Raw genomic sequence first — 14,592 nt, forward strand, 5'->3', positions numbered from 1 at the left:
CCAGAGGCAATGGCTGGCGCCAAAATAATTAAGAAGCGGATCGCCTCCGTTAAGAACACGCGTAAGATCACGCGCACCATGGAGATGGTCTCCACGGCCAAATCCAAGAAATTGGTCACGAGGGTCGCCGGGGCGCAACCCTACGCTCGCAAACTGCGCGAGATGATGGCATCGCTGGGCGATTTGGGATCGCGTATCGACTCCCCCTTCTTGCGGGTGGAAGAGCATCCGCGCAATGTCGCTTTCGTTGTGATAACCGCCAATCGCGGATTGTGCGGCGGCTACAATTCCAACGTGCTCAAGCTGTTGCGCGCGCAATATCTGATTCAACAAAGCGAGGGACGCCAGCCAACGGTCTATGCCATAGGCAAGAAGGCGATCAGCTATCTGCGCTTTGTCAAGATCGGCGTGGCCAGGAGCTGGACCCATTTCGATGACAACTTCAGCTACGAAATGGCGGAGGAGCTGGCCGAGTTCTTGATGGAAGAATTTGCCGCCGGACGTCTCGATCGTGTGGAAATTATTTCGACTATCTATCACTCGGCAGGCAGCCAGCGTCCTGGCATCACCCAGCTGCTGCCGCTCTCCTACGCCGAAGCGGCTGCCGACGGCGCTGCGCCCAAGGAATCGCCAGGTCCGGTTATCTATGAGCCGGCGCCAGAATTGATCGCCGCGCAGATGATTCCGCTCTCGATCAAGACCTCGCTTTTTCGAGCGCTGCTGGAAGCGGTGGCTTCGGAGCAGATTGCACGGCGCGTGGCAATGAAGAATGCTACCGATGCCGCTGGCGAAATGCTGCGCCTCATGACTCGATATTACAATCGCGTGCGTCAGGCCGGAATTACGCAGGAACTGGCCGAAATTGTGGGCGGCGCGGACGCCCTTTGAGCGGCGGCAAATATCACAGGCAGGATTGAAAGGAATATGAGCGCAAATAAGAACGAAGGCAAGATTCTGCAGGTACTCGGCTCCGTTGTTGACGTGGCTTTCGATGAGTTGCCTGAGATTTACAATGCACTGGAGATTGAAGTAGAAGTCGTCGGCAAGAAGGAGACGATTGTGGCCGAAGTCCAGCAGCACCTGGGCGGCAACGTCGCACGCTGCGTAGCGCTCTCTTCCACGGACGGCATGGTTCGCGGCCAGCGGGTAGTGGATCGCGGTCAGCCGATCAGCGTTCCGGTTGGCGAAGCGACGCTCGGTCGCATTTTCAATGTGCTGGGCGAAACAGTTGATGAGCTGGGTCCGGTGCAGGTCAAAGAGCGTCGGCCCATCCACCAGAAGGCGCCGCGTATTGAGGACCTTGAGCCCAAGGTCGAGGTCTTTGAAACAGGCATCAAGGTCATCGATTTTCTGGCGCCCTATACGCGCGGCGGTAAGACCGGACTGTTTGGCGGCGCGGGCGTAGGCAAGACCGTCATCATCCAGGAATTGATCAACAACGTGGCCAAGGCGCACGGCGGCTACTCCGTGTTTGCCGGCGTGGGCGAACGCACTCGCGAGGGCACGGACCTCTGGATTGAAATGAAGGAATCAGGCGTAATCGATCGCGCCGTTCTGTGCTACGGTCAGATGAATGAGCCGCCGGGAGCGCGCCTGCGCGTCGCCCTGTCGGCGCTGACGATGTGCGAGTTTTTGCGCGATACTACCGGAACCGACTGTCTGCTGTTCGTAGACAATATCTTCCGCTTTTCGCAAGCCGGCTCGGAAGTATCAGCTCTGCTGGGCCGCATGCCGTCGGCGGTAGGCTACCAGCCGACGCTGGCCACCGAGATGGGCGCCTTGCAGGAACGCATTACGTCGACAAAGCACGGATCGATTACCTCGGTGCAGGCCATTTACGTCCCTGCCGACGACCTTACCGACCCGGCGCCTGCGGCCGCCTTTACGCACCTCGATGCAACGACCGTTCTCTCGCGTGCCATCTCCGAAAAGGGGATCTATCCAGCCGTCGACCCGCTGGACTCCACCTCGCGCGCCCTGCAGCCGCAAGTGGTCGGCGAAGAGCACTACGCGACGGCTCGCGAGGTGCAGCGCGTGCTGCAGCGTTACAAAGACCTCCAGGACATCATTGCCATTCTTGGTATGGATGAACTGTCTGAAGACGATAAGATCCTGGTAGGCCGCGCTCGCAAGATCGAGAAGTTCCTCTCACAGCCCTTCCACGTGGCTGAGCAGTTTACCGGTCGTCCGGGAATCTACTGCAAACGGGAAGATACAGTGCATTCCTTCAAGGAGCTGCTGTCCGGCAAGTTTGACCATCTGCCGGAGGGCGCCTTTTATATGACCGGCACCATTGAAATGGCGCTTGAAAATGCCAAGAAAATGGGCATCGCGGTGTAAGGCGGATGGCCGGCATAGATCGAAACATCGAGCTGAGCATTGTTTCGCCCTCGAAGAATCACTACGAGGGCGAGGTGCTCTCCGCCCAAATCCCGATGCACGATGGGCTGATTGGCGTTCTGCCAGGGCACGCTCCGCTGGTCGGACTGATGGGCTTTGGTCTTCTAACGCTGCAGGATGATGCCGGAAGGCGTTCCTTTGTGATCGATAGCGGATTTGTAGAAATTCAGCCAGGCCGCATCACCGTACTGGCCAACCATGCCGAAGACCTGGAGCTTGTCGATCTGGCGCAGGCGGAAAAATCGTTGAAAGAGGCCCTGGCAATGCATGCCGAGGGCGAGTATCAGGTTCAGCAGCGATTGGACCGAATCGCTGCGGCGCGCACCCGGGTCCGCTACGGCGCCGCCTGATCCCTGCTGACGCAAATCTACGAGCTACGGACCACTGATTGCTCCAGGAAATGGGGCAATGATGTCCCGCCGGCAGCTTTTTGATCGCTCTTTTGTCTCGCCTGCATCAAATTTGTGGGGGGCCGTTTCCGACACTTTAGAAGGCGTCCAGGCAGGTCCAGGAACCGCTGCTGGCCAGACTCAGGATGAGCAGGACCAGCCGCCAATGACGACAGGAAACAGGGATGGAAGAGCAACAAGCCCAGAATGGTGAGCTGGATGATTTTCCGGCCCTGGACGATCTGGACTTCAAGCTGGATGAAAGTCCGCTGAGTCTGGATTCGCAGGATGATTCTGGAGACGACCCCTTTTCGCTTGGCACTTTGCACCCCTTGGACGAGCCCGCGATGGGCGACGACCTGAATCTCGAGCCGCATGATGAGCAATTGCCTGCTCTCGATGATTTAGCCGGAGACCTTTCCGTTGACTCTTCAGAGCCGGAACAGGTCGCCTTCAGCATGGATGCCAGCGAAGGCGCGGACCTGCCCCCGGAACTTTCCATCCTGGAAGGCGACGGCGATGAATCTGTCAGTCTGAGTGAAGACGAACTGGAAAATATCCTGGGATCGACAGACGATAGCTTCGGCGAAATTTCCGAAGGCGATCTTCGGGCCGAAGTGAGCGATGAGTTTGCCGATGTGCCGGAAGTTGATCTTGCGCCCATTGCGCCTGCCAGCGGCGAATTGAACCCCGACGAAGAACTCGGCTTTGACGATTTCCAGTCCGGCGCCGGGGCAACTGAAGAACTGGTCATTCCTGAGCTGGAAGAAAGCAACGGCGATGGAGCAGGCGGCATCGAGAGCGAATTGCTGTCGGGCGACGACGACGAACCGATCGCGCTCTCCGCTGATGAACTGGACAATATCCTGACGGACGTTGAACCAACGGAGAGCGCTGACGAATTTGCGATGAGCGATACATCGGAGCTGCCAGCGGTCGACTTTGGCGAAGTTGATGTGGGCGACGATTTCAGTGCGCCCAGCTTTGATGCAGATTTTGGCGCGTCGGAAATGGAAGTCGGAAGCGACGCTGAAACGCCCGCCGAAGCCTTTGCCGGCCTCGATGCAGAAGAAGAGAATATCACGCTTTCGGACGACGAACTCAGCCAGGTGTTGCTGGACGGCGATCTGCCGGCGGAAATCAGCGAAGAGCTGCCGGCTGGCATGCTTGATCTGGACGACAATGAACCGATCGCGTTGACGCCCGAAGAATTGGGAAATATCGTTTCTGAAGTCGGCGAGGGCGAAGTTGGCCTCGGCGATATCGAATTTGCCGAACAGGCACCGTCGCTGGAGTTCGAAAGCGGCGACCAGAGCGAACTCAGTCAATTTTCCAGCATGGAGGAGGGGCCAACGGCCCTCTCCGACAATGAGCTCAGCTCCATTCTCGAAGACACAGACGCCGAGGGCGTCCAGGCGCGCGCCGGATTGGAAGATGAGAGCGCCATTGCCGCTCTGGAACCGCCCGTAGATGTCATCAATCTGGATGAATACGGCGAAACGATCGAGGCCGGGCATGGCGAAGCGCCGCCGATGCGCGCCGCCGTCGCCGAACGGGTTGCCGTAGACTCAGGCGTAAACAAGGAAGAGTTGCGCAAGATGATCTCCTACCTGGACGGTCTTTTTGACCAGCTTCCGGAAACGGCCATTCGCGAATTCAGCCATTCTGAATACTTCGATCTTTACAAACGCATCATGGACGAGCTCGGGCTCTAATGAGCTTGCCATTGCCCAATCCGCTTTGAGGCTTTGCGCCGATGGGCCTGCTCGACAAAGCCACGCTGGCGCGCGAAGAAACGTCCACAGACGCGCCTGAAGCGCCTGGCCGCAGCACGCTGAGCGCAGCGGCCGAGGGGCTCCGGGCCCGCGCCGAGCGACTTCGCCAGAGTGCAGGCAGCGCATCATCGGACAGCGGCATCCGCATCCACGGACTGCGTCGTCGCGCCGAGGCTATGGCTGGCGAAGCGCCATCGTTGACTGGGCCGATTGCCGCGCCTCCGCGGCGCGGCTTGCGCGATCGACTGCGCGAATTGGAGGCGGGCGCCCAGCCGGCCAGCGCCCAGCAGCGCCGCCAGGGATTGCGAGCGCGCGCCGAGGCGTTGCAACATGCGCAGTCGGCAAGGACCTCCGACGCCGACTTAGAGGCGGCGAAGCCTCCTGCAGAATCGACGCTGGCCGGCGCAGACGCGCTTGGTCCATTTGCCGCCGCTCTTGATGATTTCGATACCAGCATCGCTCCGGCGGTCGCCGCCGCTCGAACGGAAGAGGCGGAACAAACTGAAGCGACGCATCCCGTCGGCCTCGATCCCTTCGACCTTGCTCTGGAGGAGCCGCCTTCCGCCCTGGCGGGGGAAGAACAATCGGCAAACCTCGCGGCCGAGTCGCCCGTTTCCTTGCAGCCGGAGGGAGGCGATATCTTACATTCCGGCGAAGAGCTAGATGCTGAGGCCTTTCCTGATCTGACTGAATCTCTGGAGCGCGATACTCCGGAACTCAAAGACGAGTTTGCTGCGCCCTGGACCCCGCAGCTGGTGCAGCCTGAATCAGAGGCAGGCGCCGATGAGGCGCTGGAGGCATCCGCCTCCCCGGCGTCGGATAGCGAAGAGGATCCTTTTGGGGCCTGGCAGCAGGAAGCGGAAAAAGAGGCAGAGCAACACGCCGCCCAATTGCAGCAGGAACAAAGTCCGCGTCGACCAACGGATCGCGACTTTCTTTTTGATGGCGATGATTTGAGTACGGCGCCCGCCGAAAGCTACATTGCCAGCCAGCGCAAGGTCGACCACTATCTGGCGCTATTTGATATTACAAAAGAGATATCAACTATTGATCGCTTTGAGGACCTCTGGGATAGTTTGAACTACGCCGTTATGGGACAGGTCGGCGCTGAAACTATTTGTATCTTCTCAGCTGTGCAGCGTAGCGCCAATGGCGGCATCTTTTATCCTGTAGCACATAGCGGATTCGAAATGCCGCAGGGCTGGGCGCTGAAGCGCGGCGATGAGATCTATGATCGTCTGGCCAAGGAAGATGGGGTTAAGTACGTTGAAGAATTCCTGAATCAGCCGCGCACTGCGCTATCGCCGGTGGAGCGCCGCATCCTGGAAACCTCTCGCGCCAGGCTGGTGGTTCCGCTAAAAAACATGGGTCAGCTCTACGGCATTGCATTTGTTGGCGCACAATTGAGCGGCAATGACTATACCGTGGATGATCTTGAGTTCCTTTCGCTGCTGGGCGAGATCGCAGCGGTGGGCGCGGACCGGGTGTTGTCGCGACTGGAATTTGAACGCGATACGGAAGAGCTTCGTCGCCGTAACATGATCCATGGCAGCATGTTCTCCCTGGCCCGCCGGGCAGCTAACGTGCGCGGCCTGGATGAACTATACGATTTGCTTGCTGAACGGTTGCGTGAAGACTTTCACGTTGATAGCTTTTCGTTGGTCCTGCTTTCGCCGCGCGACCGAGAGTATCGAATTTTTGCCGGGAATCGAATCAGCCCCGACACCATGGAACGCTTCCATCTGGGAGTCAATTCAGAGCTCGTCGCCATGGTTTCCAATCTGACGCGAGTCTACGATTTGGCCGATTTTCGCAACCATCCGGAAATTGCTCGAAATTATACGAACGACGATCTGGCGCTTATGCAGCACTACTGGATTGCGCCTCTGATCAATATGCACTGGTTGGCCGGATTCATTACCATCCATCGCACAACCGAACCCTGGACGGAATTGAATCGTGAGTTGATGGTCACGGCGGCTGAAATCATTTCCTCGGCGGCGGCCAACTGCATCATTCTTGGCGAACGCGAGTCCCTGTTCCGGGATCCGTTCAGTCCGCTGGAGGAACGCCTCAAAGACGAGTTGCGCAAGGCGCGAGAATTCAATGCCCCGTTGACGCTGGTCGATTTTCGGATAAAGAATATTCGGCGTCTGAACGAACTGGCGCCCGCCGAGCGCGTGGCCGATTTTCTGGCCGGCCTCACCCGTTCGATGTCCGGGCTGCTTTTTGAAACGGATTTTATGGCCCGTGTTGCGCAGGGCCGTTTTGCCCTGATTTTGCCCGGTCGAGATCGCGAAGAGTCTGAAATCTTCATTCGCAAATTGAAGGCCGAAATTCGTCGAGCTCGTTCCTTGCCGGGTTCGCCGGTGGATCCCCAGCTGGTTCACTCGCTGGTCAGTTATCCCCGCGATGCGCAAGACGCCGGAAAAATGTTGTCCGTATTCGATTGACGGCGCGCCCTGCAGTTACGGCCCGTTGCGCCGCCCTGGAGTCCGACCGATGACCTCATTGTTTCGCATCCTGCGATACGCGCTGGCGATGGCAATTGCCGCGGCTGCGGCATTGCTAATATCCTGCGCCGCCGGAGATGCCGGCGGCGAGGGCTCTGCGGCTCTGGCCTATGATCCGGCCAATGAACCGGATGCGCCGACGGAGCAGGACGATCCCTTCCTGCGCGCTGCGCCCGATGGAACCACCTTCCGAATTCTGATTGATCGCGATGGCTACCATGTGCGACAACTTGCTCGCCGCGAATTATTCCGTCGCAAGAAGGACATTGAAGGCGATCGCGAGCAGTTTGATTTTTTTCGCAGCGAGCATGACAAGGCCGACTTCATGGATCTGCGTCTGGAGGGCGTGCTGCAGATTCGGCTCAATCCGCTCTCCGGCGCCATCGAGCATATCGCTTACCTTGCCGGGCGCACGCCGCGCACCTGGCAGGCCAGCAAATTCTTCCAGGACGACATCAGCCGTTTTCGCTTCGACTTCCTGGCCGGCGGGGTGAATCCACGGGAATTCAAGGCGCACTACCTCTGGGTGATCCACAAGCGCGAAGGCCTGAGCGATGAAGAGCAGCGACGCCGGGCGATTGAGTACTTGAACTCGCAAGTGCGATGAGCGCGCTTGCGATTATTACGCCGGCCGCTCTGACCTTTGCAGCGGCGCTGCTGGGGCTGGCGGCCTTGCTGGGCGTATCCTGGATTCTGTACATTGTTGTTGTGGCGCCGGCCCGTCGAGTGAAGGCGGAGCAGGACGCTCCGCCGCCGCAGGTTGGCTACGCCCTGGATCTATTTCTTTCCGATCAGAATCGACAGCGCAAGGTAAGCATCGGTCTGCTCGATTCCGACATCAAACTTCGGCTCAGCGGCATCCGCGAGGACCAGTTGATTCTGCGCTTTGAAAAGGAGCGAGGCCTGGAGGAATACCAGATCAACATTCAGCCTGGCGCCAATGTGTACTACCGGCCGCCCCATGGTCGCAAGATCGAGGCAATGAAGGATGGGGAAACCGTGGAAAGCCGCGAATTGATCGGTCACGCTGCCGCCTTTCGCCTGGCGGCCAGCGTGAAGAACAATCGAGCCCTGCAATATGTTGAATTTGAATTGTCAGTCAAATTTGTGATTAACAACCTGGGCGAAGAAGTGATGCGATTTACGCTTTCCTTAACTCGCATATTCCCGGGCGTCGACACCGGCTCGCGCAACAAGCAAGGACTCTATGGATTCAGTCGCTTTCGCGGCGGGCAGGAGGAGCCCACGGAATGATCCCGCCAGCAATTTCAGGTCTGAAGGCCGTCTTGCGTTGTATCGAATGCGGTCGACAGTATTCTTTGCACGTCGTTCTCTATCGGTGTCAACACTGCGACGGACTGCTTGAAGTTTTTCATGACGTTTCCGCCCTGCAGGCGACGCCGGCTCAAGAATGGAAGCAGCTTTTCGAAGGTCGGATGAGCGATTTTTGTCATCCTTGGAATTCGGGCGTCTGGGGGAAACGCGAGTGGGTGCTGCCGGAGATCGATGATCAGGATATTGTCAGTCACAGCGAGGGTCGATCGCCGCTCAGCGAGCTCCACGAGCTGGCGCACGAACTCGATCTGAGCAGGCTCTGGATCAAACAATGCGGCATTTCCCACACCGGCTCCTTCAAGGATCTGGGTATGACCGTTCTGGTGAGTCATGTGCGCTCCCTGATCCGCCGCGGGATTTCGATCCGAGCCGTAGCATGCGCCTCGACCGGCGATACCAGTGCAGCGCTGGCAGCCTATGCCGCCGCTGCCGGCATTCCGACGATTGTGTTTTTGCCGGCCGGAAAGATTACGACGGCGCAGCTGGTCCAGCCGCTGGCCTCGGGCGCCATCGTACTATCGCTGGATACTGATTTCGACGGATGCATGGAGGTGGTGCAAGCGATCACCGCCGATCAAAGCATCTATCTGGCCAATTCAATGAATCCGCTGCGTATCGAGGGGCAAAAGACAGTTAGCATCGAGCTGGTCCAGCAACTGGGCTGGCAGGCTCCAGACTGGGTCATCATTCCGGGCGGCAATCTCGGCAACGTCAGCGCACTCGGGGCTGGTTTCAAACTACTGCGCGACTGCGGCCTGATCGATCGGTTGCCGCGGATCTGTGTTGCGCAATCGGAGCGCGCCAATCCGCTCTACCTGAGTTTTCAGAAGAACTTTTCCGCCCTGGAGCCAGTGAAGGCCAGAACCACCCTTGCTTCCGCCATTCAGATCGGCAATCCTGTAAGCTATCCGCGCGCCGTGCGCACCTTGCGTGAATTTGAGGGAGTGGTGGAGCAGGCCAGTGAAGAGGAGCTTGCTGAGGCCTCCGCTCGAACCGATCGATTTGGACAGTTCTGCGATCCGCACACGGGCGTTGCCCTGGCTGCGCTTTTCAAGCTGCGCCAGCAAGGCGCTATCAAGGCGCAACAGAGCGTCGCATTGATCTCTACCGCGCACGGACTCAAATTTTCTGATTTCAAAATCGGCTACCATGAAGGCCGCCTGAGCGATGTCGGCCAGCAACGCTATCGAAATATGCCGGTCGCGCTGCCGGCCGACATCAAGCGCGTGCGCGCCGCCCTGGCCGAGCGTCTCGGAAAGTAGAGCGATGACCGCGCCCAACGTCCTACAGGCCTTGCAGCAGGGCAGAGCAATTACGCTGCGCTCGCGCGTATTGAGCGAACATAGCGAGGAACGGCTGCTGGGAACAATGGAGGCGGTTTATGGCTATTTTAATCGCGCGGAGTTGGCCGGGCCGCTCTATGCGGCCGTTCGCGAATTGATTCAAAATGCTGCCAAAGCAAATATTAAGCGCATTCTGTTCGATGAGCTGGGTATTCAGCCAGGCGAGGTGCGCGACTACGTTGAGGCGATGTCGATCTTTCGAAAACAGTTGAATCGGACGCACATTTCCGGATACCTGCAGGCGATTCGTGCTCGCGATTTGTTTGTCGACGTACGCTTTGAACACAGTCCGCGCGCGGTCGCTATTACAATTTCCAATCCCTTTCCGCTTTATGCCGAAGAAGAACTACGCATTCGTCAGAAGTTCCGTGAGGCGCAATTTGCCGATGGCCTCTATGAGTTTTATTTGCAGCATGGCGATCAAGTGGAGGGCGCCGGAATGGGGATTGCGATGGTGCTGATATTGCTGCAACAATTGGGATTCGATCCGCGGCTTTTTTCAATCCACTCCGATGCTGCCAGCGGGCGAGCGATCTCGCGAATGATCACGCCCATGAGCGATGACTATGAGTCGCCCAGACGTCAATTTCATCGGCTATGTCTGGAGCGCGACTGTACTCCGCAGCAATTGCGTCTCGCAATTCGCGGCGGCAGCGTGCAGCTGGCCAGGCTTTGATCGACGAGATTCTACTGAGCGGCGGAAGCCGTCGGCTGAGCGCTTTGCGCATCCTCGACCAGCAGCTGGATTCCGGAGCGATCGCGCAGCATTTCTTCGATGTGGCGCGCAAGTTGAATTTCAAGCGGGAAAGGGCGGCGCCGGCGTCCGAGAATTCGATTTTGCGCCGCCTTCATGCGCTGGCAACCGCCGTGCGATGATAGCGCTGCCTTCAATTGGCCATCGTAGATCTGCGCCTGAAAGTCGTCGACTGGTCGATTGAGCAGGCCCAGCACGCGGCTGCGCTCGGGCCCCTCCAGCGCCAGGGCCTGAATCCAATCTTCGATAACATCGCGGTCATCGTCGCTGGGCCCTCCGTTACGCCAGGCTTCAGCGATCAGGACTTTGAGCAGAATTTCGCGGCAATTGTCGTCTTCAGTGAAGGCCATGTAACTCTAATGTCCTCGTCTCTTGCGCCTTTGCTCAATTGACCGCTTGCGGGGCGACCAGTTGGAAGGGCGCAATTCGTGCCTCAAAACTTGCGCCATCATCATAGGCCATTTCATAGCTGCCTTCCATCGATCCGAATTCCGTGGGCAGCGGGCAATAGCTGGTATACTCAAAGCTTTCGCCGGGACTCAAACGCGGTTGTCGACCCACTACGCCGGGTCCGCGCACTTCCTCGATTCGCCGGAAGGCATCGCGTATTTTCCAATGGCGGTTGAGCAATTGGACGGCCTGCGCCCCTTCATTGCTGATCGTTACATGGTAGGCAAAGAAATACAACGGCTGCATTGGATTGGATCGTTCCGGTACGAACTCGCTATTGACTCGAATCCGAACGCCTTGCGTTACCGCCTCGGACATAGGCGCATCGCAGCGGGGGCGCGGTCCCAAGCAAGCCCGAAACTTCCCGTCTTCTGATTTAAGAATCGGCCAGAGCGGCTCAGGACCAAAGCACTCAATGAGCGCTCAAATACTGTACTCTGTATGTTTCCTTTCCGTTCCGGTTTTGCAAGAAGGCCATGGCGCCGCTGTCGAGGGCCGGGATTTGGAGATGTAGCTGATTGGCGCCGCACGATTGCGACCAGGCATGCAGCGAGCTGAGCGCGGCTGTCGCCAGGCCCAAACGTCGCCGATCGGGCCGCGTCCAGAGCACCGGAACTGTCGCCGCCGTTTGCTCTAACACGGCGAGGCCGATTGTCGATGCTTCGCCCTGTAGATAAGCGACAAGCAGGGCCCGTCGTGTTGGAATTTGTTCTAAGATGGCGGCCAGGCGCGGCAGCAGTTCCGGGCTACAGTAGTCGCACTCCGCAGCTGCCGCCAGCCAGGAATGGAGCCCGCGTTCCTCAATTGCGACCGAACATTCGGCGGGCGGCGGAATTTTTATTCCGGCGGCGGCCAGGCGGAACAAGCAATACTCAGCTTCCGCCCGGAAACCCCGGGCCTGCAGCGCCTCAGACAGGCGGCGATGGTCCTCCAGCGGTGCAATTCGAAATCGCGCAGGCAGCCCCGCGGAGCGCATGATCGCCGCGCCAAGCGTCAGGCGATCTTGCAAAGCGCCGCGGCCTGGCCAGAGTTGAAGTGCGCAATTGGACTCCGGTCCAAAGGCGCCGCTGAGGCGCAGCACCATACCGTCCACATAGAGGCGGCGACTGCCGGGCCACGCATTGAGCCGGTACTCTTCCAGTCTGCGAATCATGAGACTCTGCAATTCTGTGTCCGATCTGCGCCTCCGCGCCGCGGCGGGCAAATCGAAATTGCTTGCCTGGCGACAGCCTCGGGGTTCTGCTGAGCGACGATGGACCGACTGAAAGAGCTGCTGCTTGGCGCCGAGCAGCCCGACGCCGCGGTAGTCAACGATCGCGTCGAAGTAGTCGGACTGAGCATTGCATCCTGCCTGAACCGCGCTGCGGAATTCTTGCGCACCGATCTCGCCAATCTGGACTACGAAATTCTGGAGCGCGGCAAGCGATCGCTGCTGAATCAAACGCCCTACCGTCTGGAAGTGGCGGTTTTGCCGCCGGAGGATCGTTTTGCCGACCTCGAGGAGTTTTCGGCAAAGCTTGGCGTCGGCGACCGGTTGATGTCCGAGGCGCTGGAACAGTATATCCAGCCCAAGCATCTGGATGGTCGCGCCATTGTTCGAAACTATCGCAGCGGGGTATTTTTGATCGTATATTCTCCGCTGGGCGAGGGGCGCGCCGTGGAATTGTCGGCAGTGTTGCAACGTATCCAGCAGGCCGGCTGTCAGAACTTCGACCAGGCCCGCGTCGAGGAGACAATACGCGAAGGGCTTGGCCAGCCCATCAAGATTGCCAACTACATGCCCAGGCCGGAACTCGATTCCAACCTCAAGGTCGATATTTCTCCCGATGAAATGAAAGCCTTTGTGCGCATCACGGCGCCGCGGCCTGGCGGGCGACATCTGGAAACCAGCGATGTGGTTGCTGCGCTGCGCGCACACGGCGTAGTGCTGGGCTTCAAGGAAACGGAAATCGAAGCCGCGCTGCTGGACGATCGCTACATGCAAGACATCCTGGTAGCCGAGGGGCAGCCAGCAAAGCACGGCGCAGACGCGCGCATTGACTACAAGGTCAAAGTGCGACGCGAAGGCGTCAACTACGAGGAGGACGCTCACGGCAAAGTTGACTACAAGCAGATGAATCTTGTGGAGAACGTTGTCGTCGGCCAGATCCTGGCTGAAAAATTGCCGGCAACGCGCGGGACAATTGGCAAGACGATATTCAATCGCCTCGTGGAGGCGCGCGATGGAAAGGACATTGAGCTGCGGCAGGGACGGGGAACGATCCTTTCCGAGGATCGCACCAAGCTGATTGCCGAAATCAATGGCCAGGTTGTCTATTCCAACAATCGGATCTCTGTCGAACCGATCTTTCGAATCGTTGGCGACGTCGGTCCCAAAACCGGCAATATCATGTTTCTTGGTTCCGTGGTTGTCGGCGGCAGCGTGCTGGACAACTACGAAGTCAAGGCCGCTGGCAACATTGAAATTGGCGGCAGCGTGCAGAAGTGCAAGCTGGAAGCTGAGGGCGAAATTGTCGTGCGCGGCGGGATCCTGGGCGCCCGCATCGAGTCGACTGGCGGCGACGTCCAGGGAAAATTCATTCAGAACGCAGAGATCTACGCGGCCGGCGATGTGACGGCCGCCGAAGGTATGATGCACAGCAAAGTAGAATCCGGCGGCTCAGTTTATTGCAATGGGCGCCGGGCTCAGATTGTGGGCGGATCGGTACGCGCTCGAAAAGAAATACGCGCTCGATTGATCGGTTCAACAGCCGGCACAGCCACTGAAATTGTCGTTGGCGTCGACCCGCGAGTGCTTTCGCAGTATGAAGAACTGAAGGCAATGGCTGCGGAAAACGATGATAAGCTCTCCAAGACGCGCAAGACCGTAGCCACTCTCAAGGCGCGACAGACTGCGGACCCCGACGGCTTTGCAGAAGAGCAGGCCGAGTTGCTGGAAAAGAGCGAACACGGCATCGATAAGATGGAACGTAAGCAACAGGAGATCGCCGAAGAGCTTCTGAAGCTCGAAGAATTCATGAAGCAACTCAGCGCGGAAGGCAAGGTGCACGCCGAGAAGGAACTCTTTCCGGGCGTTACGATCTCAATTCGCGATGCCGTTTTTAATGTGGGCGATGTCTATCGCGCCGTTACACTGGCCTATGAGGTCAGCGGCGAACGGGGACTGATCAAACCGGGAAAGTTAGAAAAGGCTCAGAAACCGGACGCCCACCACCACGGACGATGAACGGATTGCGATCATGATTCGGCCTCTGGAATTGCAGGCTGCTTTTCAGGCCATACCCGAGCAGGCGGCGAGGGTCAACCAGGAGCAGGCGGCCATTGTCTATCGCCAGATTCAGGAATTTACCAGAGCTCGCAGTGATAGCCTGCAGAAGCCAGTCCAGGCGCAGCCTGCGGCACGGCGCGATGACGCCGCCTTTCAGATGGTTACGAATCCGGGCGAGGAACCGCCGCGGCGCGGCGAACTCCGGGAGCAGGCTCGTCGACGCTTTGATGAAATCCGCAAGGAGGGCCGTACCTACGGGCCAGGCGGAATGATACGGTCACGTTTTGCTGTGCTGGAGGACGAACTGGGGCTGGCCCTGGATTTCCTGGGCTGAGTTTGGCCCGCGCTCGCTACGGCAGTCGCCT

At 58.6% G+C, this 14,592-nt stretch carries 14 protein-coding genes; 11 read left to right on the forward strand and 3 right to left on the reverse strand.

All coding sequences use genetic code 11. The features are described from left to right. The first annotated feature begins 9 nt into the window (after nt 1-9). The 9 genes from atpG (at nt 10) to K1X75_09020 (ending at nt 10,431) form a co-directional block, all read left to right on the forward strand. Nucleotides 10-888, forward strand: a complete 879-nt coding sequence (gene atpG, locus K1X75_08980; protein MBX7058188.1) for an ATP synthase F1 subunit gamma — start codon at nt 10-12, stop codon at nt 886-888. A gap of 36 nt (nt 889-924) precedes the next feature. Then, nucleotides 925-2,340 (forward strand): F0F1 ATP synthase subunit beta, encoded by a 1,416-nt coding sequence (gene atpD / locus K1X75_08985; GenBank protein ID MBX7058189.1) that lies wholly within the window; start codon nt 925-927, stop codon nt 2,338-2,340. A gap of 5 nt (nt 2,341-2,345) precedes the next feature. Next, nucleotides 2,346-2,750, forward strand: coding sequence for an ATP synthase F1 subunit epsilon (atpC, locus tag K1X75_08990; GenBank protein ID MBX7058190.1), 405 nt, complete (start codon nt 2,346-2,348; stop codon nt 2,748-2,750). Between the two features lie 224 nt (nt 2,751-2,974). Next, nucleotides 2,975-4,504, forward strand: coding sequence for a hypothetical protein (locus tag K1X75_08995; protein MBX7058191.1), 1,530 nt, complete (start codon nt 2,975-2,977; stop codon nt 4,502-4,504). 41 nt (nt 4,505-4,545) lie between these two features. Continuing rightward, entirely contained in the window at nt 4,546-7,017 is a 2,472-nt protein-coding gene (locus K1X75_09000; protein MBX7058192.1) for a hypothetical protein, read from the forward strand. 49 nt (nt 7,018-7,066) lie between these two features. Beyond that, on the forward strand, nt 7,067-7,684 hold the full coding sequence (locus K1X75_09005) for a hypothetical protein (protein ID MBX7058193.1): 618 nt from the start codon (nt 7,067-7,069) through the stop codon (nt 7,682-7,684). Further along, nucleotides 7,681-8,331, forward strand: a complete 651-nt coding sequence (locus K1X75_09010) for a hypothetical protein (GenBank protein ID MBX7058194.1) — start codon at nt 7,681-7,683, stop codon at nt 8,329-8,331. Before K1X75_09005 ends, K1X75_09010 begins: the two co-directional genes overlap by 4 nt. Further along, nucleotides 8,328-9,674 carry a threonine synthase gene (thrC, locus tag K1X75_09015; GenBank protein MBX7058195.1) on the forward strand — a complete coding sequence of 449 codons (1,347 nt, stop codon included), beginning with the start codon at nt 8,328-8,330 and terminating at the stop codon, nt 9,672-9,674. Before K1X75_09010 ends, thrC begins: the two co-directional genes overlap by 4 nt. 4 nt (nt 9,675-9,678) lie before the next feature. Then, complete coding sequence (locus K1X75_09020) at nt 9,679-10,431, forward strand: hypothetical protein (GenBank protein ID MBX7058196.1); 753 nt, start codon at nt 9,679-9,681, stop codon at nt 10,429-10,431. Nucleotides 10,432-10,442: 11 nt separating this feature from the next. On the opposite strand, the gene K1X75_09025 is transcribed toward K1X75_09020, so the two are convergent. The 3 genes from K1X75_09025 to K1X75_09035 all read right to left on the reverse strand — a co-directional run bounded on the left by K1X75_09025 (nt 10,443) and on the right by K1X75_09035 (nt 12,112). After that, nucleotides 10,443-10,859, reverse strand: a complete 417-nt coding sequence (locus K1X75_09025; GenBank protein ID MBX7058197.1) for a hypothetical protein — start codon at nt 10,857-10,859, stop codon at nt 10,443-10,445. A 34-nt stretch (nt 10,860-10,893) separates the two neighbouring features. Then, nucleotides 10,894-11,277, reverse strand: coding sequence for a Co2+/Mg2+ efflux protein ApaG (apaG, locus tag K1X75_09030; protein ID MBX7058198.1), 384 nt, complete (start codon nt 11,275-11,277; stop codon nt 10,894-10,896). Between the two features lie 94 nt (nt 11,278-11,371). Further along, nucleotides 11,372-12,112, reverse strand: coding sequence for a hypothetical protein (locus K1X75_09035; protein MBX7058199.1), 741 nt, complete (start codon nt 12,110-12,112; stop codon nt 11,372-11,374). A gap of 99 nt (nt 12,113-12,211) precedes the next feature. Between K1X75_09035 and K1X75_09040 the strand changes: the two genes are divergently transcribed. Further along, nucleotides 12,212-14,185: a FapA family protein gene (locus K1X75_09040; protein MBX7058200.1), complete on the forward strand. Its 1,974-nt coding sequence runs from the start codon at nt 12,212-12,214 to the stop codon at nt 14,183-14,185. Nucleotides 14,186-14,198: 13 nt separating this feature from the next. Continuing rightward, complete coding sequence (locus K1X75_09045; protein ID MBX7058201.1) at nt 14,199-14,561, forward strand: hypothetical protein; 363 nt, start codon at nt 14,199-14,201, stop codon at nt 14,559-14,561. Nucleotides 14,562-14,592: the final 31 nt, after the last annotated feature.

The sequence above is a fragment of the Leptospirales bacterium genome, from assembly GCA_019694655.1.
GTDB lineage: Bacteria > Spirochaetota > Leptospiria > Leptospirales > Leptonemataceae > SSF53.

Bases quoted from the DNA above. Each gene is read 5' to 3' on its own strand.
- K1X75_09005 (MBX7058193.1), top strand. From the start codon at position 7,067: ATGACCTCATTGTTTCGCATCCTGCGATACGCGCTGGCGATGGCAATT.
- K1X75_09010 (MBX7058194.1), top strand. From the start codon at position 7,681: ATGAGCGCGCTTGCGATTATTACGCCGGCCGCTCTGACCTTTGCAGCG.
- K1X75_09025 (MBX7058197.1), bottom strand. From the start codon at position 10,859: ATGGCCTTCACTGAAGACGACAATTGCCGCGAAATTCTGCTCAAAGTC.
- K1X75_09040 (MBX7058200.1), top strand. From the start codon at position 12,212: ATGGACCGACTGAAAGAGCTGCTGCTTGGCGCCGAGCAGCCCGACGCC.
- atpC (MBX7058190.1), top strand. From the start codon at position 2,346: ATGGCCGGCATAGATCGAAACATCGAGCTGAGCATTGTTTCGCCCTCG.
- K1X75_09045 (MBX7058201.1), top strand. From the start codon at position 14,199: ATGATTCGGCCTCTGGAATTGCAGGCTGCTTTTCAGGCCATACCCGAG.
- atpD (MBX7058189.1), top strand. From the start codon at position 925: ATGAGCGCAAATAAGAACGAAGGCAAGATTCTGCAGGTACTCGGCTCC.
- atpG (MBX7058188.1), top strand. From the start codon at position 10: ATGGCTGGCGCCAAAATAATTAAGAAGCGGATCGCCTCCGTTAAGAAC.
- K1X75_09000 (MBX7058192.1), top strand. From the start codon at position 4,546: ATGGGCCTGCTCGACAAAGCCACGCTGGCGCGCGAAGAAACGTCCACA.
- K1X75_09035 (MBX7058199.1), bottom strand. From the start codon at position 12,112: ATGATTCGCAGACTGGAAGAGTACCGGCTCAATGCGTGGCCCGGCAGT.
- apaG (MBX7058198.1), bottom strand. From the start codon at position 11,277: ATGTCCGAGGCGGTAACGCAAGGCGTTCGGATTCGAGTCAATAGCGAG.
- K1X75_09020 (MBX7058196.1), top strand. From the start codon at position 9,679: ATGACCGCGCCCAACGTCCTACAGGCCTTGCAGCAGGGCAGAGCAATT.
- thrC (MBX7058195.1), top strand. From the start codon at position 8,328: ATGATCCCGCCAGCAATTTCAGGTCTGAAGGCCGTCTTGCGTTGTATC.
- K1X75_08995 (MBX7058191.1), top strand. From the start codon at position 2,975: ATGGAAGAGCAACAAGCCCAGAATGGTGAGCTGGATGATTTTCCGGCC.